The organism is Burkholderia seminalis, from assembly GCF_001718535.1.
GTDB lineage: Bacteria > Pseudomonadota > Gammaproteobacteria > Burkholderiales > Burkholderiaceae > Burkholderia > Burkholderia seminalis.
Genome location: NZ_CP013398.1, coordinates 3,210,134 through 3,233,583 on the forward strand (window position 1 = coordinate 3,210,134; position 23,450 = coordinate 3,233,583).

The following is a 23,450-nucleotide window of genomic DNA, read 5'->3' on the forward strand; positions in this document are numbered from 1 at the left end:
GTCGTGAAAACAAAGGCCCGTCGGGCTTACTTCTTCTTGCTGAACATCAGCAGGATCGAGTCCCAGATACGCCCGAAGATACCCGCTTCCGGCACCGCCTGCAGTGCGACGACCGGGAATTCGGACAGCGTCTTGCCGTCGGCGACGATCTTCACGGTGCCGACCTGCTGGCCTTCCGCGAGCGGCGCGATCAGCGGCGCGTTGACGTCGACCTCCGTCTTGACCTTGTCGCCAAGGCCGCGCGGCACGGTCGCCCACTGGTCGCTCTTCACGCCGACCTGCACGGTGTTTTCCTTGCCCTTGTAGAGGCGCGGCGTCGAGATCGCCTGGCCGCCCTTGAACAGGCGCACCGAATCGAACGCGCTGTAGCCGTAGTTCAGCATCTTCATGCTGTCCTGCGTGCGCTCGCCTTCCTTCTGCTCGCCCATCATCACCGACACCAGGCGGCGCTGGCCGTCGACGCCCGGAATCGCGCGCTTCGCCGATGCGATCAGGCAGTAGCCGGCCGCCTGCGTATGGCCCGTCTTCAGGCCGTCGACCGTCGGATCCAGCCACAGCAGGCGGTTGCGGTTGCCCTGGCGGATGTTGTTGTACTTGAATTCCTTCTCCGAGAAGATGCTGTAGTACTGCGGAAAATCGCGGATCAGGTGCGCGGACAGCTTCGCGAGGTCGCCGGCCGTCGTGTAGTGGTTCGGGTCGGGCATGCCGTTCACGTCGGCGAAGTGCGTGCCCTTCATGCCGAGGCGCTGCGCTTCGTCGTTCATCAGCGTGACGAACTGCCCTTCGCTGCCGCCGACGAGTTCGGCCAGCGCGATCGCGGCGTCGTTGCCCGACTGGATGATCATCCCGTACACGAGGTCATGCACGGACACCGGCTTGTTCGCCTCGATGAACATGCGCGACTCGTCGCGGCCGACGCGGCGCACGGCGTCGCTCGGCGTGACGATCTGTTCCATCGAGATCTTCTTCTTGTCGAGCGCCTCGAACACGAGGTACGCGGTCATCAGCTTCGTCAGCGAGGCCGGCTCGACGCGTTCGTCCGCATTGCCCGATGCGAGCACCGTGTTGCTGGTCGCGTCGACGAGCACCCACGAGCGCGCGTTCACGCCCGGCGGCGGCACCGCGCCCGGCATGTAGGTCGCGGGCGCGCCGGTGAACTGCTCGGCGGCCGGCGCCGCATGCGCGGCCTTGGCCTTGGCGGCCGGTTTCGCCTCGGCGACGACGATCGTCGATGCGAGCGCGACAGGCAGCATCACGCCGAGCGCGACGTTGCGCGCGGCGGTGCCGAAGGCGATGGAGGAAGCGAGGGACTTGAGGCCTTGGGAAGACAGACGCATGATCGATTCAGGCTGATGGCAGAAAGTGCGGTGCGAAACGCGCAGGGTTGAACGGCAAGGCGGCGGGCGTTCCGGGCACGCGCCCGACAGCGTCGGGCGGCGCGAAACGCGCCGGTTGGACTCGTGCGGACGCGTTCGGTTCGCGGCCGTCGCGAGCGGGCGGACAGGCGGCGAAACGAGCGCCGCATGGGCCCAGCCGGGCCGCGGGCGACGCGGAATCCGGCCATTATACGTGGCCGCGCAGGGCGTTTTCGCGAACCTTGTGTCGCGTTCGGTGCGAAACGGTGTCGATGTCCCGGCCGACTCGCGCTCGCGGCATCGCGCAAACCGGCGCACCGCCCGGCCGCGCCGGGGCGCCAGGCGATGCCGCCACGGATGCGAAAAGACGGCACATCGAGGGCGGCGGAAGTCGAGCCCCGACCCGTCGGCGGACAGCGCGCCTCGGCCTCGGGCAGCTGCCGTAGGCGATCGCGCGTGAAGCCCGTCGAAAGGCGCGTGCAGGCGGCGTGCAAGTCGAAGCGAGCGCCGCGTGCGGCGCGATGCCGCGCGGGCGGGTCGCGCCCGCGGCAAGCGCGGGCACGCGCTGCGGGCACCGGCCTGCGGCCGTCACCCCCGCGCGCGGGCGCCGGTTACCGCCACGCGTCGACGATGATGCGCTTCAGCACGTGCAGCTTGCGATGCAGGAAATGCTCGGCGCCGGGGATCACGACGACCGGCAGCTCCTGCGGCCGCGCCCAGTCGTACACCGACGCGATCGGCACCGTGTCGTCGGTTTCGCCGTGGATCACGAGCGTGTTCTCGGGCACGTCGGCCACCTGCCAGCGGCTCGCGGCCGTGCCGACGAACACCATCCGCTCGATCGACTCGCCCGCGTCGCGCAGCCGCTTCGCGACGTGCGACAGCACGAAGGTGCCGAACGAGAAGCCCGCGAGCACGAGCGGCAGGTCCGCGTACGCGGGCTGCGCGCGCATGTGCGCGAGCACCGCGAGCAGGTCGTCGGCTTCGCCGGCGCCGTTGTCGTGCACGCCTTCGGTGGCGCCGACGCCGCGGAAGTTCGACCGGTAGACGACGTAGTTCAGCTGCACGAGCGTGCGCGCGAGCGTCTGCGCGACCTTGTTGTCCATCGTGCCGCCGAACAGCGGATGCGGATGGGCGACGAGCGCGATGCCGCGCGGCGCGGCGCCGCTTTCGCGCACGGCATCCGGCAGGTCGACCGCGATTTCGATCTGCCCGACCGGACCCGCGATCAGCGATTTCTGCGTATGTACGTTCATTCGGCCGGCCCGCTCAGATCTTCAGGCGGTCGACGACCTTGCCGTCGCGCAGGTGCGATTCGACGATCTCGTCGATGTCGGCCTGGTCGACGTACGTGTACCACGTGCCTTCCGGATACACGACCATCACGGGCCCTTCCTCGCAGCGGTCGAGGCAGCCGGCCTTGTTGATGCGAACCTTGCCGGGCCCCGCGAGGCCGAGTTCCTTCACGCGCTTTTTCGCGTACTCCTGCATGGTCTGCGCATCGCATTGCGCGCAGCTCGGACGTTCGGCGCCCGGTTCGCGCTGGTTCAGGCAGAAGAAGACGTGGTGCTGGTAGTAGGAATCCATGGTGGTGACGAGCGGCCCGGCGCGACGCCGTGCCGAAAAGAAGGGCGATGGATTGCCGTTGCGCGGGAGGCAACGGAGGATGCGGACGATTATAGCGACCGGCGCACGCGGCTGCCCGCGCAAGCGCCGCTGCCGCCCCACCCCGGCGGCCCGGTCAGCGGCGCAGCGCGCCCGGCAGCCACGCATGCTCGACGCGCTGGCCGAGCCAGATCAGCGCCGCGTAGGGCCAGATCCATGCGAGCCAGCGCGCGATGCTGTTGAAGTGCACGTAGCGGCCCTGCCGCCAGCCCGACAGCGTGAAGTCGAAGAACGGGTTGACCGGCAGCAGGTTCACGAGCGCCACGCCGGCCAGCAGCGCCAGCGCCGCGAGCGCCGCGCGCCAGGTCTGCGGCACGCGCAGCGCGACGAGCGCGGCGGCGAAGCCGAGCTCGATGCCGAGCCGCGCGCCGGGCGTCGCCCACACGACGACGAGGCCGGTGGCCGACTGCATGAACGTCGCGGCCGCCTTCAGCACGAGCGTGACGACGACCAGCGCGACCAGCAGCCGGATGCGCGGCGCGCGCGGCCGCATCGCGAGCGACGCGATCGCCAGCGCGGCGAACAGCATCAGCCCGCCGAGCACGGCCTCCCACGCGGAATCGGACAGCCAGCCGTCGACCCGCTCCGGCCATTCGCTGACGCGCCACGCGGCCGGCAGCCACGCGAGCAGCGCGTCCTGCATCGACGCGTCGGCGCGTTCCCACAGCGCGGCCGGCCAGTCGCCGATGCCGAACAGGAACGGCGACGGAAACAGGATCGCGAACGGCCACAGCGCGGCCAGCAGCAGCGGTGTCGCGCCGTCGGCCTCGAACCACGCGAAACGCAGCCGGCGCAGCGCGCCGCGGTCGAGCAGCGCGCCCGTGGCCGGCGCGACGAGCGCCGCGCCCAGCAATGCGCCGAGCGCGTTGGCGCCGAGATCGAGATTCGACGCGACGCGCGTCGGCAGGTAGGTCTGCAGCGCTTCCATCGAACCGGACAGCAGCACGCCGAGCGCACCCGCGATCAGCGTCGCGGCCACGCCGCGCCAGCGCGGGTGCAGCGCGAGCACGCCGAGCGCGCCGAACGGCAGATAGCCGAGCACGTTCGTGACCACGTCGAAGGCGGTCACGTAGCGCTGCATCGGTGCGAACAGGTAATCGAACGGCCCGATGCCGAGCGACACCCAGCCGTCGAACGGATACAGCGACGCGTAGACGACGAGCGCCGCGTAAGCGGCGAAGGCCTGCCGCGCGAGCGGCGATGCGCGATGCGTGCCGGCCGCGTTCATCGCGGCTGCGCGGGTCGCGTCACGGCGTGCCCGCGTACGCCTGCATGCCGGCCCATGCGGCGATCTGCGACACGAGCTCGTCGCTCGCCGCCGCGAGCGCGCGCGCGCCGCCTGCGGCGTCCGGCGTGCTCGACGGTGCCCGCGCGACGAACGTGCGCTGGCCGAGCACCTTGCCGTCGAGCGTCAGCGTCGCGCGCGCGGTCACCGCGCCGTGGCTCTGCGACTGCCCGTCGAACACCTGTTCGAATTCGTTCAGGTCGACCTTGAGGGTCGGCGCGCGCACGCCGTCGGCCCCCTCGAGCACCGCGCCGCGCGACGACAGCGCGCCGCGCAGCCGCTGCGTGAGCAGTTGCGCGGGCGGCGCGGTCCAGCGACTGTCACGATAGGCGGCCACGTGCTGCGCATCCGCGTAGGCAAGGCGGTACGCGAACTTGTCCGAGTCGAGCGCGTCGGGCGCGACGACGTCGAGCACCTTCAGCGCGGGGCCCGAACCGGCCGTCACGACCGACGACGGTGGTCCGAGGTCGTAGCGAACATTCGACAGCACCGCGCTGTTGCCGGCGCAGCCGGCCGCCAGCGCGAGCGTCAGCACGGCAAGCGCGGCCGCGGCGGGACGCAGCGCGCGGTCAAGGATTCGTGGCATGGCATGTTCCTGCATGAGGTTTCCGGTTTCGATAGGCGTCATGGCCCGGCCGTTTCCGGCCGGACGGTCGATGGATGCGCGCTTCATTTCCCGGCGGTCGCACCGGGCCAGACGAAGCCCGCTTCGCCGGGCCCCGGCGCCGCGCCGGGCGAACCGAACAACAGACTGCGCGGGTTGCGGCCGAGTTCACCGGCCACGTCCTTCAATTGCCGCGACGCGTCGCCGACGCTGCCGGCCAGCGAATTGAAGCGCGGCAGCGTGTCGTACTGCACGCGCGCGTTCAAGTCGTTCAGCGCGACGCCGACCTGCTCGGCGGCCGTACCGGCCTTGTTCAGGTTCGACACGAGCGGCCCGTTCGGCTGCAGCAGCGTGTTCGCCGACGCCATCGCGCGATTCACCTCGTGCATCGTCTCCGGCAGCGCGGTGACCGCCGGACCGAGCTGCTTCGTCAGCGTCGCCGCGCCGTCGGCCGCGTGCTGCAGGCTCTCTGCCGTCGCACGCAACTGCTCGCGCATCTCGGGCGACATCAGCGCGTTCGCGCTCTTGGCCGCCAGCTCGAGCTGGCGCAGCAGCACGTCGCCGCGCTCCTGGATCTGGTCGAACAGGCTCGGCCGCATCGGGATCTGCGCGATCGACTTCGCCGACGACGGCAGCGGCGCCAGGTCGCGCCCCGTATCCTCGAGCTGCACGAACGCGATGCCCGTCACCCCCTGGAAGCCGAGGCTGCCGTAGGTCGACTGCGTGATCGGCGCGTCGTGGTCGACGAGGATGCGGATCCGGATCTGGCCCGGATGCGTGCGGTCGAAACCGATCGACTGCACCTTGCCGACGTCGAGGCCGCGAAAACGCACGGCCGCGTCCGGGAACAGCCCCGTCACATTGGTGCGCGCGAGCAGGTCGTACGGCACGCGCACGGTGCGGTCGACGTTGAACCAGAACACGGTGCCCGCGATCGCGAGCGTCAGCGCGATCGTGAACAGGCCGGCCCAGAACGCATGTGATTTGTTTTCCATCAGAGGGTTCCTTGTCCTTGCCTGTTACAACTCGACGCTCGACAGCGCCGGTTCGAGGGCCGCCTTCGGCAGCTTCGCGCGCCGCTCGGGCGGCAGCGCCTGCAATGCGCGGCGCCCGCGCAGCCCCAGGAAATATTCGTGAATGAACGGATGGTCGACGTTCGCGGCCTCCTCGACAGGCGCGGCGACCAGCACCTTGCGGTCGGCCAGCACCGCGACGCGGGTCGACAGCGCGACCATCGTGTCGAGATCGTGCGTCACCATCACGACGGTCAGCCCCAGCGTGCGGTGCAGCGTCGCGATCAGTTCGACGAATTCGTCCGACGCCTGCGGATCGAGGCCGGCCGTCGGCTCGTCGAGGAACAGCAGCTCGGGCTCGAGCGCGATCGCGCGCGCGATGCCGACCCGCTTCACCATCCCGCCCGACAGCGCGGCCGGCATCTTGGACGCGTGCTTGCACGGCAGGCCGACCATCTCGAGCTTCAGCATCACGATGTCGTGCAGCAGGTCCGGCGGCACGCGGCCGAGCTCGCGCAGCGGCTGCGCGACGTTGTCGAACACCGTCATCGACGAGAACAGCGCGCCCTGCTGGAACAGCATCCCCGAGCGCGTGCGCATCATCCGCGCGCTCGCGTCGTCGATCGTCGCCGTATCCTCGCCGAATACCTTGATCGTGCCCGACGTCGGCCGCTCGAGGCCAAGGATCTGCCGCACGAGCGTCGTCTTGCCGGAGCCCGAGCCGCCGACGATCGACACGATCTCGCCGCGCCGCACATCGAAGTCGAGCTTCTGGTGAATGATGTTGCGCCCGTAGCGCTTGGTCAGGTTGCGCACCTCGATCACGAGGTCGCCGGCGTCGGCCTCCCCGGCCGGCCGCGGGCCGACCGACCCGGCGCCGATGGCCGCCGCATGCGCGGTCGTTTCGTTCGATGCGTTCATCCGAGCCCCACGTTCTGGAACAGGATCGCGAACACCGCGTCGGCGAGGATCACGACCGTGATCGACGACACGACCGACGTGGTCGTGCCTTCGCCGAGGCTCTGCGAGTTCGCCTTGATCCGGAAGCCGAAATGGCACGCGACCAGTGCGATCAGCATGCCGAACACGACGCCCTTGCCGACGCCGATGTACAGGTTCGCGATCGGCACGACGCCCGGCAGCGAGCGCACGAAATAGTTGACGTCGATCCCGAGCACGAGCTTCGCGGCCAACGCGCCGCCCGTCAGCGCGATGATGTTGGTCCACATCACGAGCAGCGGCATCGCGATGCCGAGCGCGAGCACGCGCGGCAGGATCAGCCGCAGCCCGTGCGGGATGCCCATCACGCGCATCGCGTCGAGCTCCTCGGTCACGCGCATCACGCCGATCTGCGCGGTGATCGCCGAGCCCGAACGGCCCGCGACGAGGATCGCCGACAGCACGGGGCCGAGCTCGCGGATCACCGACAGCCCGAGGATGTTCACGATGTAGCGGTTCGCGCCGAACATCTGCAGCTGCTGCGCGGACAGGTAGCTGAGCACGATGCCGATCAGGAACGCGACGAGCGCGGTGATTGGCAGCGCCTGCGCGCCGGCGCTGTAGATGTTCGCCGAGGTTTCCTTCCACGGCATCGTCCGCGGGCGGCGCAGCACCGACAGCGCATCGAGGATCACGAGGCCGAACATCGCGATGCCGCCCTGCAGGTGCTCGCCGAACGCGAAGATCGCCTGGCCGAGCCGCGTGACGGGATCGACGCGCACGAGCCGCTCCGGCGCCTCGCGGCCGCTGTCGAGCCGTTCGATGCGCTCGAAGATCGTGCGCTGCGTGGCGCTCAGCGCGACGCCGGCCGGCAGCTTGCGCCCCCATACGCGCCACAGCGCCTGGCCGCCGACATGGTCGAGCCGCTCGATGCCGGACAGATCCCATTCGCTCACGCGGCCGGTGGCGATGCCCGCGATGCGGCGCGCCACGGCGCCGCGATTGCGCGCGAGCGCGAGCGCGGTCCACTGGCCGTACAGGCGCACCGTCTGGCCCTGGCCGCCGGCGTCGACCGAGAGGCCGGGAGGAGTCTCGAAGTCCAAGGGCAGGTTGTTTGCAAAAGGATGACAGCGGCCATTGTAGCGAACCGCCCGATGCCGCGACGTGACGATTTCCGCGGCGGCGCCGGGCGGGGTCGCCCCGCCGCGGCCGCCCGGTCCGGGCCAGCCCGGCGCCACCGTCTGCCGCGGCCCGATGCCGGCCGCCGGTTGGCGGTTGACCGCTGCCGGCGTCGTGACCTTTCATTCTTCCGTCACGTTTCCTTTCGATACTCTCTCGCGCCGCACATCAGGCCGTCGGCGCGCCGCGCCGCCATTCGCTGCATCCCTCGCGTTTCATAAAACAGAACACCGAACAGGACAACCGATGCGCTTCCCCCCGTTTTCCCGCCGCCACGTACCGGCCGCCGCCGCGCTCGCCAGCCTCGCCTTCGCCCTCGCCGGCTGCGGCGGCGACGACGTCACCGCCACGCAACCGTCACAGCCGCAGGCCCAGACGCCCGTCGGCACGACGGCCACGCTCGCGCTGCTCGAGACGACCGACCTGCACACCAACGTGCTGTCATACGACTATTTCAAGCTCGCCGCCGACAATTCGCTCGGTTTCGAGCGCGTGTCGACGCTGATCGCGCAGGCGCGCAAGCAGTACCCGAACACGCTGCTGCTCGACAACGGCGACACGATCCAGGGCACCGCGCTGTCGGACTACCAGGCGCTCGTGAAGCCGATCGGCTGCGACCAGACGCTCGCGATCTACAAGGTGATGAACGCCGCCAAATTCGACGGCGGCGGAATCGGCAACCACGAGTTCAACTACGGGCTGCCGTACCTGTCGCAGGTGACCGGCAACACGTTCGAGGTCGACGGCCTGCCCGCGCCGGCCCAGCAGAAGAAGTGCGCGGGCCCGACCTTCCCGCAGGTGCTCGCGAACGTGATCAGCGCGAAGACCAACGCGCCGCTGTTCACGCCGTACACGATCCTGACGCGGACGGTGATGGCCACGACGCCGGACGGCAGGACGGTCAGCGCGCCCGTGAAGATCGGCATCATCGGCTTCACGCCGCCCGCGATCATGAACTGGGACAAGCGCTGGCTCGACGGCAAGGTCTACACGACCGGCCTGAAGGAAGCCGCCGAGAAGTACATTCCGGAAATGCGCGCGAAGGGCGCCGATCTCGTCGTCGCGATCTCGCACGGCGGCCTCGACAATTCCGCGTACTCGCCGACGATGGAAAACGGCAGCTGGTGGCTGTCGAAGGTGACGGGCATCGACGCGATGCTGATCGGCCACTCGCACCAGGTGTTCCCGGACGCGAACAGCACCGTGTCGCAGTTCAACCTGCCGGGCGTCGACAAGGTCAAGGGCACCGTCAACGGCGTGCCGACCGTGATGGCCAACTACTGGGGCAAGCACCTCGGCGTGATCAAGCTCGGCCTGAAGTTCGACGGCAAGACATGGAGCGTCGACCCGTCGCAGACGACCGTCGAGGCGCGGTCGATCCAGAATGCCGACAAGAGCTACGTCGCGCCCGATCCGTCGGTGTCCGCCGCGATCGCCGCCGAGCACCAGGCGACGATCGACTACGTGAAGACGCCGATCGGCTCGACCGACTACCGGATGAACTCGTACTTCGCGGATGTCGGCGATCCGGGCGCGATCCAGATCGTCAACGAGGCGCAGGCCGACTACGTGAAGACCTACGTGCAGGCGAACCTGCCGCAGTACGCGTCGCTGCCGGTGCTGTCGGTCAGCGCGCCGTTCAAGAGCGGCTTCGGCGGCGGCACCGACTACACCGATGTCGCGCCGGGCGCGCTCGCGATCAACAACGCGGCCGACCTGTACCTGTATCCGAACACCGTGTACGCGGTGAAGGTGAGCGGCGCCGACGTGAAGAACTGGCTTGAGACGGCCGCGAAGCGCTTCAACCGGATCGACCCGACCAAGGCGACCGTGCAGCCGCTCGTCAGCACCTTCCCCGGCTACAACTTCGACATGTTCACGTCGGCCGACCTCGCGTATGAAATCGACGTCACGCAGGCCGTCGGCAGCCGCATCAAGAACCTGACGTACAAGGGCGCGCCGATCGATCCGAACGCGCAGTTCATCGTCGCGACCAACAACTACCGCGCGAGCGGCGGCGGCAACTTCCCGGGCCTCGACGGCAGCAAGACGATCTTCGCGTCGCCCGACGCGAACCGCGACGTGCTGATCGCGTTCATCAAGAAACGCGCCGCGATCACGCGTGCGGCCGACGGCGCGCAGCGCAGCTGGCGCTTCACGAAGCTCGCGAGCTCGGTCGCGCACGTGCAGTTCGCGTCCGCACCGAACCGCCTGGGCGACGCAGCGGCGGCCGGCCTGACCGGCATCACGCAGGTCGCGGCCGACGACGGCTCGGGCAAGAACCTCGCGACCTACGAGATCGACCTCACGCAATGAGACATCCGATGCAACCGATCCGGACGATGCGGCCTGCCGAAACCGGCGTCGCCGCCGCCGCGCGGCGCGTGCTGCGCGCGAAACTCCCGCCGGCCGCCCTGCTCGCGGCGGCGGCCGTGACCGTCGCGGCCGTCGTCGCGGCGACCGGCCTGCGCGGCAACGGCCCCGCGCCGAGCGCCGCGCAGCTCGACGAGTGGCAGGCGATGGTCACGCAGGCCACCGAGCCGCACGCGCTGGCGCAATTGCGCACGCTCGCGCGCCGCGGCTCGGGCGCCGCGCAGGCGGCGCTCGGCATCGCGCTCGTCGACGCGCGCGAACCGGGGCTGCGCGACGAGGGGCGCGGCTGGCTGGAAACGGCCGCGACGGCCGACGGCAAGGCCGACGCGCCGGCCGCGAGGCGCGCGCAGCTCGCGCTCGGCAAGGCGCTGCTGCTCGGCAGCAGCGACATCCCGAAAGACTACGCACGCGCCCGCGCGCTGCTCGGCGCGGCGGCCGGACAGGGCGACCCGGCCGCCGCGTATTACCTCGGGCTGATCTATCGCAGCGGCTACGGCATCGCCGCCGATCCGGTGCAGGCCGCGCACTGGTTCGAGATCGCGTCGCGCGCGGACATCCCGGCCGCGGATTTCATGCTCGCGAACGCGTACCGCGACGGCAGCGGCGTGCCGCGCGACGACGCGCGCGCGCTGGCGCTCTATCGCCGCGCCGCCGAGCACGAGCTGCCGGAGGCCGTGCAGACGCTCGCGATGGCCTATCGCAACGGCGAGCTGGGGCTCAAGCCCAATGCGGATGAATTCCACGCGCAGTGGATCGAGACCGCGCATGCGCTGAAGCATCCGGTTGTCGCGCCGTGACGAAAACCCGGAAAGCGACGCATCAGCTCCGTCGCTTTCCGTTACTTGGCACGTTACCCATCGATGCCCGATGGTGCCAGCCGGTCTCTTGCCGAAGCACCAATGCCGCCTATATCGGCCTGATCGATGGCGTCGCGAGCCAGTGCGCAGCCACGAGCGCGCTCACCAAGGCACCTCGTTGAATCCATGATCTCCCTTCCCCCGGGTCCATTTCCCTCGCATTGGCGCCAGGTGATCTTGCCGAAGAGCGCAACGTCATAGCAGGCGAGCCCGCCACCACTCGCTGCGGCGGGCGGCGCCCGGGCAACAGGCGTCCACCATGACTAACCATGGCATCGACGTACCGCGCGTTCCGATTTACTGATAGGAAAACGTGATGCTGCTCTTGGCCTTCACGCTGCCGGGGCTGATCTTGGCGTCCGTCTGCACGTACTTCACCTCGAACGGAATCGTGAATATCTGAGCGCCGGACGCGGTATTGCCGACCAGCCACTGGTTGACGTTGCCCTTCCGCGACGAATCCGGACCATACATGATGGGCTGCGTCTCGTCGCGCTTGTACAACCGCAAGCCAACACCCGCGGCGGAAGAGTCCGGGCCGAGACTGAGCGTATTGCCGGTATTGGACGGATTGCTCACGTCCGTCATGGTCGCGTAGACCGCGACGTCCTGATCGCATGCAATGCCGATGGTGAACCGGTTCGACGCGCCCACCGTGGAGCCGACGCCCTTGAAGGCATAGGTGGCAACGGTCGGCAGCGTGATCGCTTGGTTCCCGCCCTGCACGACCTTGCATCCGCGGCTCTTGGCTTCGACTGTGAACGCGCCGAGGGTCAGCGAAAGCGGTGTGGCGACGGGCTTCTTGTTGCCGTCCAGCGCGATCATTTTCGCCACGACTCGCGGTGCGAAAAAATGCGTGCCGGACGGCACCGGGCCTGTCGCAATGAGTTTGATCTGCGTGGTGAATCCCAACGACGTTTGTCCGCCACCGGTCGTCGTGCCAGGCGCCGGATAGGTCTGCGTTTGCGGCGGCGCGACGCTGATCCAGTTGCTCGCATTGGGATCCTTGATGCCGATGACATAGCCGACCCCGGGAATGCCCGTCGGGTAAACCGGATAGGACTCGCCGTCGGACTGATGCGTGAGGCCGTTGATCGGCGCATCCTGCGGAACCGCATTGGCAGTCCAGCCGGGACAGTTGGCGATGTCGAACGCCCGCTTGTCCGTGACCTGACCGCTCCAGCCGCCGATCTGCGCGCCGAGCGGGTTCGCATCGGCCGGCCCACTGAACGTGAGAGGACTCGGAAGCGTGACGATCATCGAGTTCGCCTGGCAGGCGGCAAACGCGGGATGAGCAAGCATCGCGAGCAGCGAGAAAGCGAATGCCTTGATGAAACGCGGCGCCGGCGCGTGGAAATTGAATGTTGCACGCGGCAACAGAAGGGGGGCCGACGCGAGAGGCGATGCAAACGGTACTCGTTTCATATCGATTCCAGAAGGGTGCGGGGGCGTAACCCGCGAATCAAAGCGCCGCGGCATGCGTCTTCGCGCCGCATACGCCCTTGATCGGCTCGAAGGAAGCCGGCTTGTTGTTGCCTTGCTTGACCGGCAACATGTATTCGATGCGGCAGATCGAGCGGGCGTCGTCTCCCCACTTCACCGTGAGTTCGCCCTGGTCCTTCAGGCCGCGCACGAAGATCTTGCTGGCCTGGCCGACGACGCCGAGGCTCTTGCCGGTATCGTCGGTCACGGCCGCACCGAACGGCAGCGGCGTGCCGTCCGCCCGGCGCGCCTGGATCACGGCGGCGCGCCCGGTATCGGTGTCGAACCTGAGCAGCGGCACGGCGCCGGCGCGCGGCGCGACCTGCTGACTCGTTTCCTTCAGTTCGACATCCATCGAGATGCCTTTCGGGTCGAGTTCGACCGTGTTCATGTTGTACGGCGTGAGGTAAGGCACGATCGCGTAACCGCGGTGGTCGACCCGCGCGCCCGACGCGCTCGTGAGCCGTGCACCCTCCGCGCCCTTGGCCTCGACGATGGCGAACGTTTCCGACAGCGGTTGCGACAGCGTGATGCCGCCGCCGTGCGCGACCGCCGCGCCGCGAATGCCGACCGAACCCTGCCGGTAGTTCGAACTGCCGCCGGCACTGACGTTGAACTCGGCGAAGCGTGCGCGATATGTGACGTTGCCGCTGCCGTCGGTGCTCGCGCTGCCCTGGCCGTTCGTGTGGTTCGCGGCGACGCTGTACGACAACGCGTTGTCGACGCCGAGCGAGCCGGACAGCATCGATTGCAGTTGCGTGCGGCCTTGCGTGTCGTGCGACAGGTTGCTGGTCAGCATCGTCGAGCCGGACTTGCCGAACGGAATCGTCGCGCTGGCGTAGTACAGCGTGCTCATGTTGCCGCCGACATTGCGCTGGCGCGTGGCGGACAGGCTGTACGAGATATTCCGGAACGAATTGTTGTAACCGACCGAGTAGTCGATGTCCGAGCCCGAGCGGTTCCAGTAACTGGCGGCCGACGCGGTCAGGCTCAATTGCCCGCCCGATTTGCCGAGGCGCTGGCTGACCATCAGCGATGCGCGATTGCGCTGCCGCCAGACGGTGTCGACCGAATAGCCGTTGCGGACCGAGTCGCGGGCGCTCATCGCGTCGTTGAGGTTGAAATAACCGTTCGTCGAGTAGCGGTATGCGGCGATCGATACGTCGGTGCCAGTCGATGCGACGGACTTCGAATAGCTGATCCGCAGGCTCGAGCCGCTGAAGCGTTTCACGCCGGGAACCGACGTGACGGCCTGCGTGAAGTCGAGACCGAGCGCGCCGACCCGCGTAGTGAAGGCGCCACCCAGCATCGCCGCCGTATAACCGGCCGCAACCGTCACGCCACCGTATCCGGTCAGCAGGTTCGTCAGGCCGCGCTGATAGGTGGCTTGCGCGAACAGCGGGTTGCTCGTGCCCTGCTGGTTGCGCAGCGCGCCCGCGACGAAGCTGTAGCGCTGGATACCGGGTCGCAGCGACAGCGGAACCGCCGCATAAGGGACGGAGAACGTATGGACGGAACCGTCCGCCTCGGTGACGGACACGCGCAAGTCGCCGCCATAACCGGTCGGGTACAGGTCGTTGATCTCGAACGGACCGGCCGAGACGGTCGTCTCGTACAGCGTCACGCCGTTCTGGCGGATCGTCACCTTCGCGTTGCTGTTCGCGACGCCGCGTACGACGGGCGCGTAGCCGCGCATCGAGTCGGGCAGCATCCGGTCGTCGGTCGACAGCCGTACGCCGCGAAACTGGGCCGAGTCGAACAGCTCGCCGGACGTGAACGTTTCGCCGAGTACGAGTTGCGACGACAGCGCGGGCAGATCGCGCTGCACGTAGGTCGACACGTTCTGATAGCGGCTGCCGCCGCGCTCGGACCACGAGTACGAACCATTGTGGCGGAAGTGCCAGTTGCCGATATTGACGCCGCTGTTCAGCCCGAGATAACCCTGCGTGTCCGCACGGCTGCCCTTGACCTTCGAACTGTAGACGTTCAGGTTGTAATCGAGCATGCCGACAGGCACGCCGTCGTCCCACTGGTCGGGGCTCACATAGCCTCGCGCACGGCGTACCAGTGACGCCTGCGGGATGCTGAGCGTCAGGCGCTGCTCGCTGAAGTCGAACGACGCGCTTGCCTCGGGCACGAGCTGGCCGATACGCCGGCATTCTCCGTCGATCGTGACGGCCTTGACGGTTTGCGCGGGAAGTTTCGTGAAATCGATGCCGATACGGCGCAGCGTTTTCTCGTCGAAGCAAGGCTGCGCGTCCGGCGTGCCGGGCGCGGCCTTGAATTCGATGTCGTATCGACCGACCCAGTCCTCGCCGACGACGAGATCGACGGTGTAGGTACCCGGCGCGGTGACGTTGCCGCGCGCAAAGCGCGTGATGTCGACTGCCTGGCCTGCGCCGTTGCTCAGGAAGTCGGGGTCGAACTGGGCCTGCGCGACGTCGATCTGCGCGACCTGTAACGCTTCCCGGGCAGCGGGCACCGCGGTGTCGGTGTTTGCGCGGCTGTCGATCGACCAGACGGCAAGGGCGGACAGCATCAGCACGGACATCGGCTTGAGCCGCGGCAATCGGGTCTCATCCGGACGAAGATGTCGGATCGACGATGTCATTCCTGAGGACTCCTATTTGCGTCGGATTGAAATCGAAAACACGGGCCGGGACATGGGCGCCCGATGGGCGCGGATGGCAAGGGCGCTCCGGGAGAGGCAAAAAGGCCATGAAGCGGCGCGCGCCTGCGCAATCACGCACGACGCGTTACACGAGTAGGCGCTGTGTCAGGCAGCCCTGCCGGCGAGCAGCCGGCTCGGCGTCATTGCATCGAAACGGGCATCTCGTGGTTGGCCGAGGCGCCCCAGTCGTTGATGCTGCCGAACCGGACACGCGCATCGGCCGCGGGCGGCGCCTTGAGGTCCGGGACCGGGAAGGCCTGGGTGCCGCCCGGCAGGACGTAGCCCGCGCCCGCATCGTATTGATGGCCGCTCGATTGAAGCTGCACGCTGCCCAGGTTGACGACGTAGGGCGTCGGGTTGGTCGCGTTGAGCACGAAATGACCGCCGGTGCCGCGCGCGACTTGCCAGCGGACCTGCGCCGGCGCGTTCTGCGCGCTGCCGGGCAGGTTCTGCGGGCGGAACATGATCTTGATGCGCGTCCGGAACGCGACCTGAAGCTGGTTGCGCTCGGCGTTCGCGATCTTCGGGGGGATTTCCAGCACGTTGAGCCAGAACAGCGATTCCTTGTCGGCAGGCAGCGGCTCGTTCGCATACAGCAGCCGCAAGGTTTGCCCCTTGTTCGGCTCCATGCGGAACATCGCCGGCGTCAGCGTGAACGGCACGTCGACGGCTTCCGGCGACGCATGCGCGTCACCTTTGTCGATCCAGGCCTGGATCAGCGCCGGCCCCGGACCATCGTTCGTCAGCTTGATCGTCATCTCGCGCTCGTTGCTCGGAAAAACGACGCGCGTCGCGGAGATCACGACGCTCGCGCAGGCTTGCGAAGCAATCAGAACGGTGGCCAGAGCGACGGTTTGGAGCGATTTTCTGATGACGTTCATGTGAACTCTCGAAGGGTGCTGGTCGTTGATGTCGACGGGCGGCAAGGGGATGGCCCGCGGGGCGGCATGCATCGGCACACCGCCCCGGGCCCGTCGAACGAGCGGGCCGGAGCAAGCGCGAGACTTACTGGTAGATGAGCGAGTACTGGACCTTCGAATTGGCCGAACCGCCGGTCGCCGCGCCCGTCGCCAGGTATTCGGCGAAGAAGTTCAGCTGGGCGGTACCGTCCTCGCCGATCGAGACGACTTGCGAGTTCTGGTCCAGCGAGTTCGCGCCGACCTTGATCGGGGCTTGCTGGTCGTTCAGGACCTGCAGGACGACGTTCTTCGCCTCGGGCGCTTCGATCGTGCCCTTGTCGAGCGACAGCTTGCCGTCGGCCGTCACGTTCGTTGCGTTTTCAAACATGACCTGGACCTTCGTCGGGTTGCCCTTCGAATTGTCGCTATCCACCGCGCAGCCCGTCAGCTTGAAGCCGAAGGCCGTGCGGCCGGCGACCGCGCCCGCGGCGTTCAGCGAGCCCGAGCTGACCGTCGGCATGGCGACCGACTTGTTCGACGTCGCGCCCGCGGCCGTACCGTCGATCTTGCAGGTCGCCGCGGTAACGTTGCCGGTGAACGTAATGGTGCCGTCCGCCGCGTGGGCCGCCGATGCCAGGCCGAGGCCTGCCACGGCCAGAAGGGTCGAAACGATCTTGGTGCTGGTTGCGAGTTTCATGGTATTGATCTCAAACGATGGTTGATGATTTGAAACGTGCATGCATCATTCGGTGCTCGTGTCTAAAAATGACGAAGCGCGATTCGAAGACCATTATCGAAATTTCGGACAATTTATCGAATTGGACGCGACCGATTTGATTTGCTTTTCAAATAGGACAAGTACGATATTGAGGTTTTTAGTTTGATGTCCCATATGAGCGGACCCGCGAGCCAAGCCGGTCATCGACGCGGAAGACGCGACCCGTTGTGACCGGAGTGCAGGTTGGGGACGAGTCAGATTTCTTCGATGCTTTTGCGGTATCGCGAGTGCGAACGACCACCCGAAGCCTGCTGTTGGCGAGGATGCTTTTCGTCGGCTTCTTCTGTCCGGCGTATCGCGCGCAGAAGCCCTAGCTTGCGGATACGTCCGAGTCGCGGCGGCAGCGCCGATCGCCCCGGCCGGCATCTCCGCGTCGCGCGACGCATTGGTACCGGGCACACTGATCGGCACGCGTGCGCTGAAGACATCGACCACACATGCGCTGTACAACGACTGTCCGACAGATCGGGGCACCGCGGCCTGACATGGCACATTCGTTCCGAACGTGACGTATGTCCTCGCCGGGCGTTCGCATCCCGTTTATGAAACGGATGCGCCGGGAATCGGATACGCTGCCAGGGCCAATGCGGAGAGTTGGAGCGGAAATCCTCGAATTCATGGGAAGGCAGTGACGCGACGCTCGCCGCAACCCGTGATATCGGACCTGAGAAATGGTGGAGCAATCTCGCGGCCCGGCGACTCATCCGCGGTCCTCTTTCATCTCGAATTGGCGAAAATCGCGCAGCTCCCCAAACGCGTGACCGCAAATCGGGAATCAATCAGGAAAATTCGAAACCCCGAATAACGATCGTCCGTTGCGCGCGGCGCAACGCCTCATTGGCCGACAACGCCACGCGATGGCGTCGAGCATTCAGCGACGCCCCGGCCCCGGCACCGCAAGGGGCGCATCCCCGTCTCCCCGCTTCCCGACGCACCCCCGCCCCCTGTCGCTACAATAGGCGCCATGAACGCCCCCACCTCCTCCGACACGCCCGAATCCGGCGACGCGCACATCGCGCGCAACCGGCTCGAGGCCCATCTGGACGCCGCGCCGCGCGCGTGGCCGCTCGACATCGTCGCCGCCACCGGCTCGACCAACGCCGACGTCGCGGCGCGGCTCAAGGCGCTGCCGCGCAACGCCCAGGCCCTGCCCGCGCCGCTCGTGCGCGTCGCGTTCGAGCAGACGGCCGGCCGCGGCCGGCAGGGCCGCCCGTGGTTCGCGCAGCCCGGCAATGCGCTGCTGTGCTCGGTCGGCTGCATCGTGCCGCGCCCCGTCGACGCGCTCGGCGGCCTCAGCATCGCGATCGGCGTCGCGCTCGCCGAAGGGCTGGCCACGCTGCCGCTCGACGCGCGCGCGCGCGTCGCGCTCAAATGGCCGAACGACCTGCTGCTGATGACCGACGACGGCGCGCCGCACATCGTCGGCAAGCTCGCCGGGATCCTGATCGAAACCGTCTGGACCACCGCCGACGCCACCGCCGTCGTGATCGGCTTCGGCATCAACGTGCGCGGCGCGGAAGCCGTCGCCGCGCAGGTCGATGCGCTGCGCGCGCGCGAAGCGACGCTCGCGAGCGGGCTGCCGCCCGCCGCGCTGTCGATCGCATGCGCGTCGGCCAACCTCACCGATACGCTCGCCGCGTCGCTGAACGCACTCACGCCCGCGCTCGCGCAGTTCGGCACCGACGGCCTCGCGCCGTTCCTGCCGCGCTGGCACGCGCTGCACGCGTATGCGGGCCGCGAAGTCGTGCTGCTCGAGCAGGGTGTCGAACGTGCGCGCGGCATCGCGACGGGCATCGACTCGACCGGGCAACTGCTGCTCGACACGCCGGACGGCGTGCAGACGATCGCGGCCGGCGACGTATCGCTGCGCGAAGCGCAATGAGCGAGCCGCACCTGCTGATCGACGCCGGCAACAGCCGGATCAAGTGGGCGCTCGCCGACACGCGGCGCACGCTCGTCGATACGGGCGCGTTCGGCCACACGCGCGACGGCGGCGCCGATCCCGACTGGTCGCGCCTGGCGCGGCCGCACGGCGCGTGGATCTCGAACGTCGCCGGCACCGACGTCGCCGCGCGGATCGACGCGCTGCTCGACGGGCGCTGGCCGGGCCTGCCGCGCACGACGATCCGCGCGCGGCCCGTGCAATGCGGCGTGACGAACGGCTATACGACACCCGAACAGCTCGGCAGCGACCGCTGGGCCGGCCTGATCGGCGCGCACGCGGCGTTTCCCGGCGAGCATCTGCTGATCGCGACGTTCGGCACCGCGACGACGCTCGAGGCGCTGCGCGCGGACGGCCGCTTCACGGGCGGGCTGATCGCGCCGGGCTGGGCGCTGATGATGCGCGCGCTCGGCACGCACACCGCGCAGTTGCCGACGCTGACCACCGATATCGCGAGCGGGCTGCTCGCCGGTGCGCAGGCCGAGCCGTTCCAGGTCGATACGCCGCGCTCGCTGTCGGCCGGGTGCCTGTATGCGCAGGCCGGGCTGATCGAACGCGCGTGGCGCGACCTGGCCGAAGCCTGGCAGGCGCCCGTGCGGCTCGTACTGGCCGGCGGTGCGGCGGACGAGGTCGCGCGCGCGCTGACGGTCCCGCATACGCGGCACGATGCATTGATCCTGTCCGGGCTCGCGCTGATCGCGGCCGAGGCCGCGCAGGATTGACGGAACAGGTGCCGGCAGCGCGCCGGTACGTGACGGCGCGGGTCCGGACGGACCCGCGTCACACCGACGATGCGGGGCGCGCGGCGCGGCTGCAACCGCCCGCGCAATCGATCGGCGCGAACCATGAAAAAGCCGGCCATGCGGCCGGCTCGACTGAATGACGTGAACCACGTCGATGACGACAAGGAGTTTCGACGATGCTGCGCTGGCTGATCGCTGTTCTCTTTCTCGCCAACATGCTCGCGTTCGTGGTGGCACGCGGCGTGTTCGGGCCGCTGCCGGCGGCCGGCCCGCGCGAACCCGGCGTGCTGTCGCGGCAGGTGCGGCCCGACGCGCTGCGCGTGACGCCGCTCGCGCAGGCGACCGACCAGCCCGTCATCGGCGGCCCGATCGCGCCGCCGGCGGTCACGACCGCACCGCTCGCCGCGTCCGCGCCCTGACGGCGCCGGTCCGCGCTCAGGGCTGCTGCGCGCGCACCTTCTTCAGCAGCGCGGTGGTCGAGCGGTCGTGCTCGAACGGAATCGCCAGCGCACGGCCGCCCCAGCCGCGCACGAGCGCCGATTCCGGCAACGCATCCATGTCGTAGTCGCCGCCCTTCACGAGGATGTCCGGACGGACGGCCTCGATCAGCGACACCGGCGTCTTTTCCCCGAACGTCACGACCCAGTCGACGCTTTCCAGCGCCGCGAGCAGTGCCGCGCGGTCTTCTTCGCGATTGATCGGCCGGTCGTCGCCCTTGCCGAGCATGCGCACCGACGCATCGCTGTTCACGCCGACGATCAGGCACGCGCCGAGCGCTTTCGCGTCGGCGAGATACGTGACGTGGCCGCGATGCAGGATGTCGAAGACGCCGTTGGTGAACACGACGGGCGACGGCAGCGACGCGCGCAGTGCGACGAGGGCATCGCGGGTGATCAGCTTGCGTTCGAAGGTAGCGGACATGGTGGAGATCGGACGGAATGAACGATGGCCCGCGCAACGGCGGCGCCAGTTAAAAAGCCCGCCGGGCTGGCCAGGCGGGCTTCATGCAACGAATACGCGACGGCGCCGTGCGGCCGGCGCGCATCACGCCGGCGGCGGCACCTGCCGGCCTCAGGCCGGCTGCGCGGCCGACGACGGGCCGCTTTCGGCCTGCAGGCGGCCGGTGACTTCCTTGCGATAGCGGTTCAGCTCCTGCGCGGTCGCGAACGTACGCTCGAACAGGATCGACAGGTTGTGCAGGATCCGCTCGACGACCTTCTTTTCCCACTCGCCGTCGAAACGGATCTGCTCGTCGAGCCAGCGCTCGAGCCATTCCGGATCGGGCAGGCGCGACTGCACGGTGTCGCGCGGGAACAGCGCCTGATTCACGTGCAGGTTGGTCGGATGCAGCGGCTTCTCGGTGCGGCGCGCCGACGCCATCAGCACGCCGATCTTCGCGAACGCGGCGCGTGCGACGTCGCCGCAGTTGTTCAGCGCCTTCTTCATGTAGCGCAGGTAGGCGCCGCCATGACGCGCTTCATCGCGCGAGATCGTTTCGTAGATCTGCTTGATGACGGGCTCGGTGTGCCAGTCGGCCGCGCAGCGGTACCAGTGGTTCAGGCGGATCTCGCCGCAGAAGTGCAGCATCAGCGTCTCGAGCGGCGGCGCCGGGTCGAACTGGAAGCGCACCGCGTGCAGTTCCTCTTCGGTCGGCACCATGTCCGGCTTGAAGCGGCGCAGGTACTCCATCAGCACGAGCGAATGCTTCTGCTCCTCGAAGAACCACACGCTCATGAACGCGGAAAAATCGCTGTCGTGCTGGTTGTCGCGCAGGAACATTTCGGTCGCGGGCAGCGCCGACCATTCGGTGATCGCGTTCATCTTGATCGTCTTCGCCTGCTCGTCGGTGAGCAGCGAAGCGTCGAACTTGTCCCACGGAATGTCCTTCTCCATGTCCCAGCGGACGGCTTCGAGCGACCTGTAAAGTTCCGGATAAAGCATCGTGTTCATGATGGTCCCACCCCTGTTCTGCGCAATGCGACTTCTCTAAACGTGACTGTTGCCGCGCCGGCGCGCCACGCGCGCTTTTTGCAGCCAAGACTCAAATTTTACGCGGGAAACCGACCCGCCGGACGTTGATTCCTCGTCCGGCAGCCGTGCGGCCGCGTCGCCGCCGTTGGGCATGCCGCAGCCGCGCTCCGTTCGGACGGAGCCGGCCACGCTTGCCTGCGTTGGGGGCCGGCGCTGGCCGGCTCGTTGGCGCGCCCGTCCCCTGCCCCAGGCGGGTTCCCCGGAGGGTCCCGTGCGGATGCCGGATCGGCGGGCTGCTCGATATGGTGTATACGGCGGCGGCCATGATATCACGCGTGCATGACGGTTCCGAGACGCTTGCCCGGTCGCGCGCCGCCCACCGCGGTGCGGCGATCGGTCGCGGGCAACCGTCGCGAAAACGCAACCTTACATTCCCCTGCGCGTGTCAGACCCGTATTTTGCCGGCCGCGTGGCCGCCTTCCGGCGGCGTGCCGGCCGCCGTCGCGCCGCTGCCGTCCGCCTGCGCGATCCAGCCGGCAAGCGTGTCGCGCTGCGCGCGCCCGTCGACGTAGCCGAGCTCGATCAGCTCGCGCGTGAATGCCTCCTCGAACAGCAGGTAGCTCGCGAACGACGCGCCGGCCGGCTGGCTGCCGCCGATCGCGCCGAGCAGCCCGCGCATCGTCGCCGGCATCTGCTTCAGATGCTTCGCGGCGATCAGCTCGATGCGCTCGGACGGCGCGATCGCGAGCACGTCCACGTGCCGCCAGCCGCTGTCGACCTCGACCTGGTGCGGCAGGTGCTCGATCATCCGGTTGATGTGCTCGATGCGTTCGATGTCCGAACCGATCGAGTCGAGGAACACGCTCGCGAGTACCTGCTGGCCGATCTGCGCGAGCGTCGGGTAGCCGCGCACCAGCCCGGCGCCGTTCGCGGCCGGGATTTCGGGGCGCGGGTCGGCCGCGCCGATGACGACGATCCGGTCCGCACCGAAGTGGATGGCCGGCGACAGCGGCGCGATCTGCCGGATCGACCCGTCGCCGAAGTATTCGATCTGCCCGTCGAGCACGAGCGGCACGGCCGGAAACACGAACGGGATGGCCGACGACGCGAGCAGGTGCGACGCCGACAGGTCGACGAGTCGCGCGGTGCGCTGTGCGCGCCGCCATGCCTGGATCGGCTGCGCCGCCTGGTAGAACGTCAGGTGCCGGCCGCTCGAATAGCTGAGCGCGGTGATCGAAAGCGCATGCAGCAGCCGCGCCTCGAGCATCTGCTCGATCCGGTGGAAGCTCAGCTCGCGCTGCAGCAGGTGTGCGAGCGGCGTGTTGTCGAGCAACCCGCGCGGCGAGCGGCGGGCCGCCCAGCCGAACGTCATGGTCGCGAGCCAGCGCGCGCCGGCGGCCGCGATGCCGAGCCAGTCGCTGCGATACACGTAATCGGCGCGCAGCGGCTCCCAGAACTCGAGCAGGCGCCGCACGCCGTGAGAGAAATCGTCCGCGTGGCTCGCGAGCGACGTCGCGTTGATCGCGCCGGCCGACGAGCCGCACACCACCGCGAACGGCAGCGTGTGCCGCTGCGGATCGGCTTCGCGCGCGATCTCGGCCAGTGCCTTCAGCACGCCGACCTGGTAGGCGGCACGCGCGCCGCCCCCCATCAGAACGAGCGCGAGCCGCATGATCGACCTGCTACCGGCGCCG

General features: G+C 68.5%; 20 protein-coding genes. 5 read left to right on the forward strand and 15 right to left on the reverse strand.

Translation table 11 applies throughout. The features are described 5' to 3' along the window. Positions 1–26: 26 nt before the first annotated feature. From WJ12_RS14540 to WJ12_RS14575, 8 genes are all read right to left on the reverse strand, one after another. Positions 27–1,337, reverse strand: coding sequence for a D-alanyl-D-alanine carboxypeptidase family protein (locus tag WJ12_RS14540; RefSeq protein WP_034189196.1), 1,311 nt, complete (start codon positions 1,335–1,337; stop codon positions 27–29). A 629-nt stretch (positions 1,338–1,966) separates the two neighbouring features. Beyond that, on the reverse strand, positions 1,967–2,611 hold the full coding sequence (locus WJ12_RS14545; protein WP_049032355.1) for an alpha/beta hydrolase: 645 nt from the start codon (positions 2,609–2,611) through the stop codon (positions 1,967–1,969). Between the two features lie 13 nt (positions 2,612–2,624). Beyond that, positions 2,625–2,942 (reverse strand): (2Fe-2S) ferredoxin domain-containing protein, encoded by a 318-nt coding sequence (locus WJ12_RS14550; protein ID WP_011694422.1) that lies wholly within the window; start codon positions 2,940–2,942, stop codon positions 2,625–2,627. A 154-nt stretch (positions 2,943–3,096) separates the two neighbouring features. Then, positions 3,097–4,248, reverse strand: a complete 1,152-nt coding sequence (locus tag WJ12_RS14555; protein ID WP_059558807.1) for a VanZ family protein — start codon at positions 4,246–4,248, stop codon at positions 3,097–3,099. 19 nt (positions 4,249–4,267) lie between these two features. Continuing rightward, positions 4,268–4,906, reverse strand: coding sequence for an ABC-type transport auxiliary lipoprotein family protein (locus WJ12_RS14560; RefSeq protein ID WP_407056605.1), 639 nt, complete (start codon positions 4,904–4,906; stop codon positions 4,268–4,270). A gap of 68 nt (positions 4,907–4,974) precedes the next feature. Beyond that, a complete protein-coding gene (locus WJ12_RS14565) occupies positions 4,975–5,904 on the reverse strand; it encodes an MlaD family protein (protein WP_034189193.1) in 930 nt (309 codons plus the stop codon). 24 nt (positions 5,905–5,928) lie between these two features. Then, positions 5,929–6,843 (reverse strand): ABC transporter ATP-binding protein, encoded by a 915-nt coding sequence (locus WJ12_RS14570; RefSeq protein ID WP_034189192.1) that lies wholly within the window; start codon positions 6,841–6,843, stop codon positions 5,929–5,931. After that, positions 6,840–7,964 (reverse strand): MlaE family ABC transporter permease, encoded by a 1,125-nt coding sequence (locus WJ12_RS14575; RefSeq protein WP_034189191.1) that lies wholly within the window; start codon positions 7,962–7,964, stop codon positions 6,840–6,842. Before WJ12_RS14575 ends, WJ12_RS14570 begins: the two co-directional genes overlap by 4 nt. A gap of 322 nt (positions 7,965–8,286) precedes the next feature. Between WJ12_RS14575 and WJ12_RS14580 the strand changes: the two genes are divergently transcribed. Continuing rightward, positions 8,287–10,356, forward strand: a complete 2,070-nt coding sequence (locus WJ12_RS14580) for a bifunctional 2',3'-cyclic-nucleotide 2'-phosphodiesterase/3'-nucleotidase (protein ID WP_059558810.1) — start codon at positions 8,287–8,289, stop codon at positions 10,354–10,356. 8 nt (positions 10,357–10,364) lie between these two features. Then, on the forward strand, positions 10,365–11,210 hold the full coding sequence (locus WJ12_RS14585) for a tetratricopeptide repeat protein (protein ID WP_059558813.1): 846 nt from the start codon (positions 10,365–10,367) through the stop codon (positions 11,208–11,210). Between the two features lie 357 nt (positions 11,211–11,567). On the opposite strand, the gene WJ12_RS14590 is transcribed toward WJ12_RS14585, so the two are convergent. The 4 genes from WJ12_RS14590 to WJ12_RS14605 all read right to left on the reverse strand — a co-directional run bounded on the left by WJ12_RS14590 (position 11,568) and on the right by WJ12_RS14605 (position 17,019). Next, positions 11,568–12,695, reverse strand: a complete 1,128-nt coding sequence (locus tag WJ12_RS14590) for a fimbrial protein (protein ID WP_167361878.1) — start codon at positions 12,693–12,695, stop codon at positions 11,568–11,570. A gap of 37 nt (positions 12,696–12,732) precedes the next feature. After that, positions 12,733–15,303: a fimbria/pilus outer membrane usher protein gene (locus tag WJ12_RS14595; protein WP_404824220.1), complete on the reverse strand. Its 2,571-nt coding sequence runs from the start codon at positions 15,301–15,303 to the stop codon at positions 12,733–12,735. Between the two features lie 260 nt (positions 15,304–15,563). Then, a complete protein-coding gene (locus WJ12_RS14600) occupies positions 15,564–16,304 on the reverse strand; it encodes a fimbrial biogenesis chaperone (protein ID WP_059558818.1) in 741 nt (246 codons plus the stop codon). Between the two features lie 124 nt (positions 16,305–16,428). Further along, positions 16,429–17,019, reverse strand: a complete 591-nt coding sequence (locus WJ12_RS14605) for a fimbrial protein (protein WP_034189185.1) — start codon at positions 17,017–17,019, stop codon at positions 16,429–16,431. A 1,045-nt stretch (positions 17,020–18,064) separates the two neighbouring features. Here WJ12_RS14605 and WJ12_RS14610 point away from each other — a divergent pair. The 3 genes from WJ12_RS14610 to WJ12_RS14620 all read left to right on the forward strand — a co-directional run bounded on the left by WJ12_RS14610 (position 18,065) and on the right by WJ12_RS14620 (position 20,204). Continuing rightward, positions 18,065–18,982 (forward strand): biotin--[acetyl-CoA-carboxylase] ligase, encoded by a 918-nt coding sequence (locus WJ12_RS14610; protein ID WP_034189184.1) that lies wholly within the window; start codon positions 18,065–18,067, stop codon positions 18,980–18,982. After that, entirely contained in the window at positions 18,979–19,764 is a 786-nt protein-coding gene (locus WJ12_RS14615; protein ID WP_059558822.1) for a type III pantothenate kinase, read from the forward strand. The genes WJ12_RS14610 and WJ12_RS14615 overlap by 4 nt, the downstream gene beginning before the upstream one ends. Positions 19,765–19,961: 197 nt before the next feature. After that, positions 19,962–20,204: a hypothetical protein gene (locus WJ12_RS14620; protein ID WP_034189182.1), complete on the forward strand. Its 243-nt coding sequence runs from the start codon at positions 19,962–19,964 to the stop codon at positions 20,202–20,204. A gap of 16 nt (positions 20,205–20,220) precedes the next feature. On the opposite strand, the gene rfaE2 is transcribed toward WJ12_RS14620, so the two are convergent. The 3 genes from rfaE2 to WJ12_RS14635 form a co-directional block, all read right to left on the reverse strand. Continuing rightward, positions 20,221–20,706, reverse strand: a complete 486-nt coding sequence (gene rfaE2 / locus WJ12_RS14625) for a D-glycero-beta-D-manno-heptose 1-phosphate adenylyltransferase (RefSeq protein ID WP_006477674.1) — start codon at positions 20,704–20,706, stop codon at positions 20,221–20,223. Between the two features lie 150 nt (positions 20,707–20,856). Next, a complete protein-coding gene (locus WJ12_RS14630) occupies positions 20,857–21,735 on the reverse strand; it encodes a ferritin family protein (RefSeq protein ID WP_034189181.1) in 879 nt (292 codons plus the stop codon). A gap of 466 nt (positions 21,736–22,201) precedes the next feature. Next, a complete protein-coding gene (locus WJ12_RS14635) occupies positions 22,202–23,428 on the reverse strand; it encodes a patatin-like phospholipase family protein (protein ID WP_034189180.1) in 1,227 nt (408 codons plus the stop codon). Positions 23,429–23,450: the final 22 nt, after the last annotated feature.

What these genes read in the sequence shown, in the direction of transcription:
- WJ12_RS14620 (WP_034189182.1), top strand. Translation starts at nt 19,962, where the DNA reads ATGCTGCGCTGGCTGATCGCTGTTCTCTTTCTCGCCAACATGCTCGCG.
- WJ12_RS14635 (WP_034189180.1), bottom strand. Translation starts at nt 23,428, where the DNA reads ATGCGGCTCGCGCTCGTTCTGATGGGGGGCGGCGCGCGTGCCGCCTAC.
- WJ12_RS14555 (WP_059558807.1), bottom strand. Translation starts at nt 4,248, where the DNA reads ATGAACGCGGCCGGCACGCATCGCGCATCGCCGCTCGCGCGGCAGGCC.
- WJ12_RS14540 (WP_034189196.1), bottom strand. Translation starts at nt 1,337, where the DNA reads ATGCGTCTGTCTTCCCAAGGCCTCAAGTCCCTCGCTTCCTCCATCGCC.
- WJ12_RS14560 (WP_407056605.1), bottom strand. Translation starts at nt 4,906, where the DNA reads ATGCAGGAACATGCCATGCCACGAATCCTTGACCGCGCGCTGCGTCCC.
- rfaE2 (WP_006477674.1), bottom strand. Translation starts at nt 20,706, where the DNA reads ATGTCCGCTACCTTCGAACGCAAGCTGATCACCCGCGATGCCCTCGTC.
- WJ12_RS14600 (WP_059558818.1), bottom strand. Translation starts at nt 16,304, where the DNA reads ATGAACGTCATCAGAAAATCGCTCCAAACCGTCGCTCTGGCCACCGTT.
- WJ12_RS14605 (WP_034189185.1), bottom strand. Translation starts at nt 17,019, where the DNA reads ATGAAACTCGCAACCAGCACCAAGATCGTTTCGACCCTTCTGGCCGTG.
- WJ12_RS14595 (WP_404824220.1), bottom strand. Translation starts at nt 15,303, where the DNA reads ATGTCCGTGCTGATGCTGTCCGCCCTTGCCGTCTGGTCGATCGACAGC.
- WJ12_RS14590 (WP_167361878.1), bottom strand. Translation starts at nt 12,695, where the DNA reads ATGAAACGAGTACCGTTTGCATCGCCTCTCGCGTCGGCCCCCCTTCTG.
- WJ12_RS14545 (WP_049032355.1), bottom strand. Translation starts at nt 2,611, where the DNA reads ATGAACGTACATACGCAGAAATCGCTGATCGCGGGTCCGGTCGGGCAG.
- WJ12_RS14570 (WP_034189192.1), bottom strand. Translation starts at nt 6,843, where the DNA reads ATGAACGCATCGAACGAAACGACCGCGCATGCGGCGGCCATCGGCGCC.
- WJ12_RS14630 (WP_034189181.1), bottom strand. Translation starts at nt 21,735, where the DNA reads ATGAACACGATGCTTTATCCGGAACTTTACAGGTCGCTCGAAGCCGTC.
- WJ12_RS14580 (WP_059558810.1), top strand. Translation starts at nt 8,287, where the DNA reads ATGCGCTTCCCCCCGTTTTCCCGCCGCCACGTACCGGCCGCCGCCGCG.
- WJ12_RS14610 (WP_034189184.1), top strand. Translation starts at nt 18,065, where the DNA reads ATGAACGCCCCCACCTCCTCCGACACGCCCGAATCCGGCGACGCGCAC.
- WJ12_RS14550 (WP_011694422.1), bottom strand. Translation starts at nt 2,942, where the DNA reads ATGGATTCCTACTACCAGCACCACGTCTTCTTCTGCCTGAACCAGCGC.
- WJ12_RS14585 (WP_059558813.1), top strand. Translation starts at nt 10,365, where the DNA reads ATGCAACCGATCCGGACGATGCGGCCTGCCGAAACCGGCGTCGCCGCC.
- WJ12_RS14615 (WP_059558822.1), top strand. Translation starts at nt 18,979, where the DNA reads ATGAGCGAGCCGCACCTGCTGATCGACGCCGGCAACAGCCGGATCAAG.
- WJ12_RS14565 (WP_034189193.1), bottom strand. Translation starts at nt 5,904, where the DNA reads ATGGAAAACAAATCACATGCGTTCTGGGCCGGCCTGTTCACGATCGCG.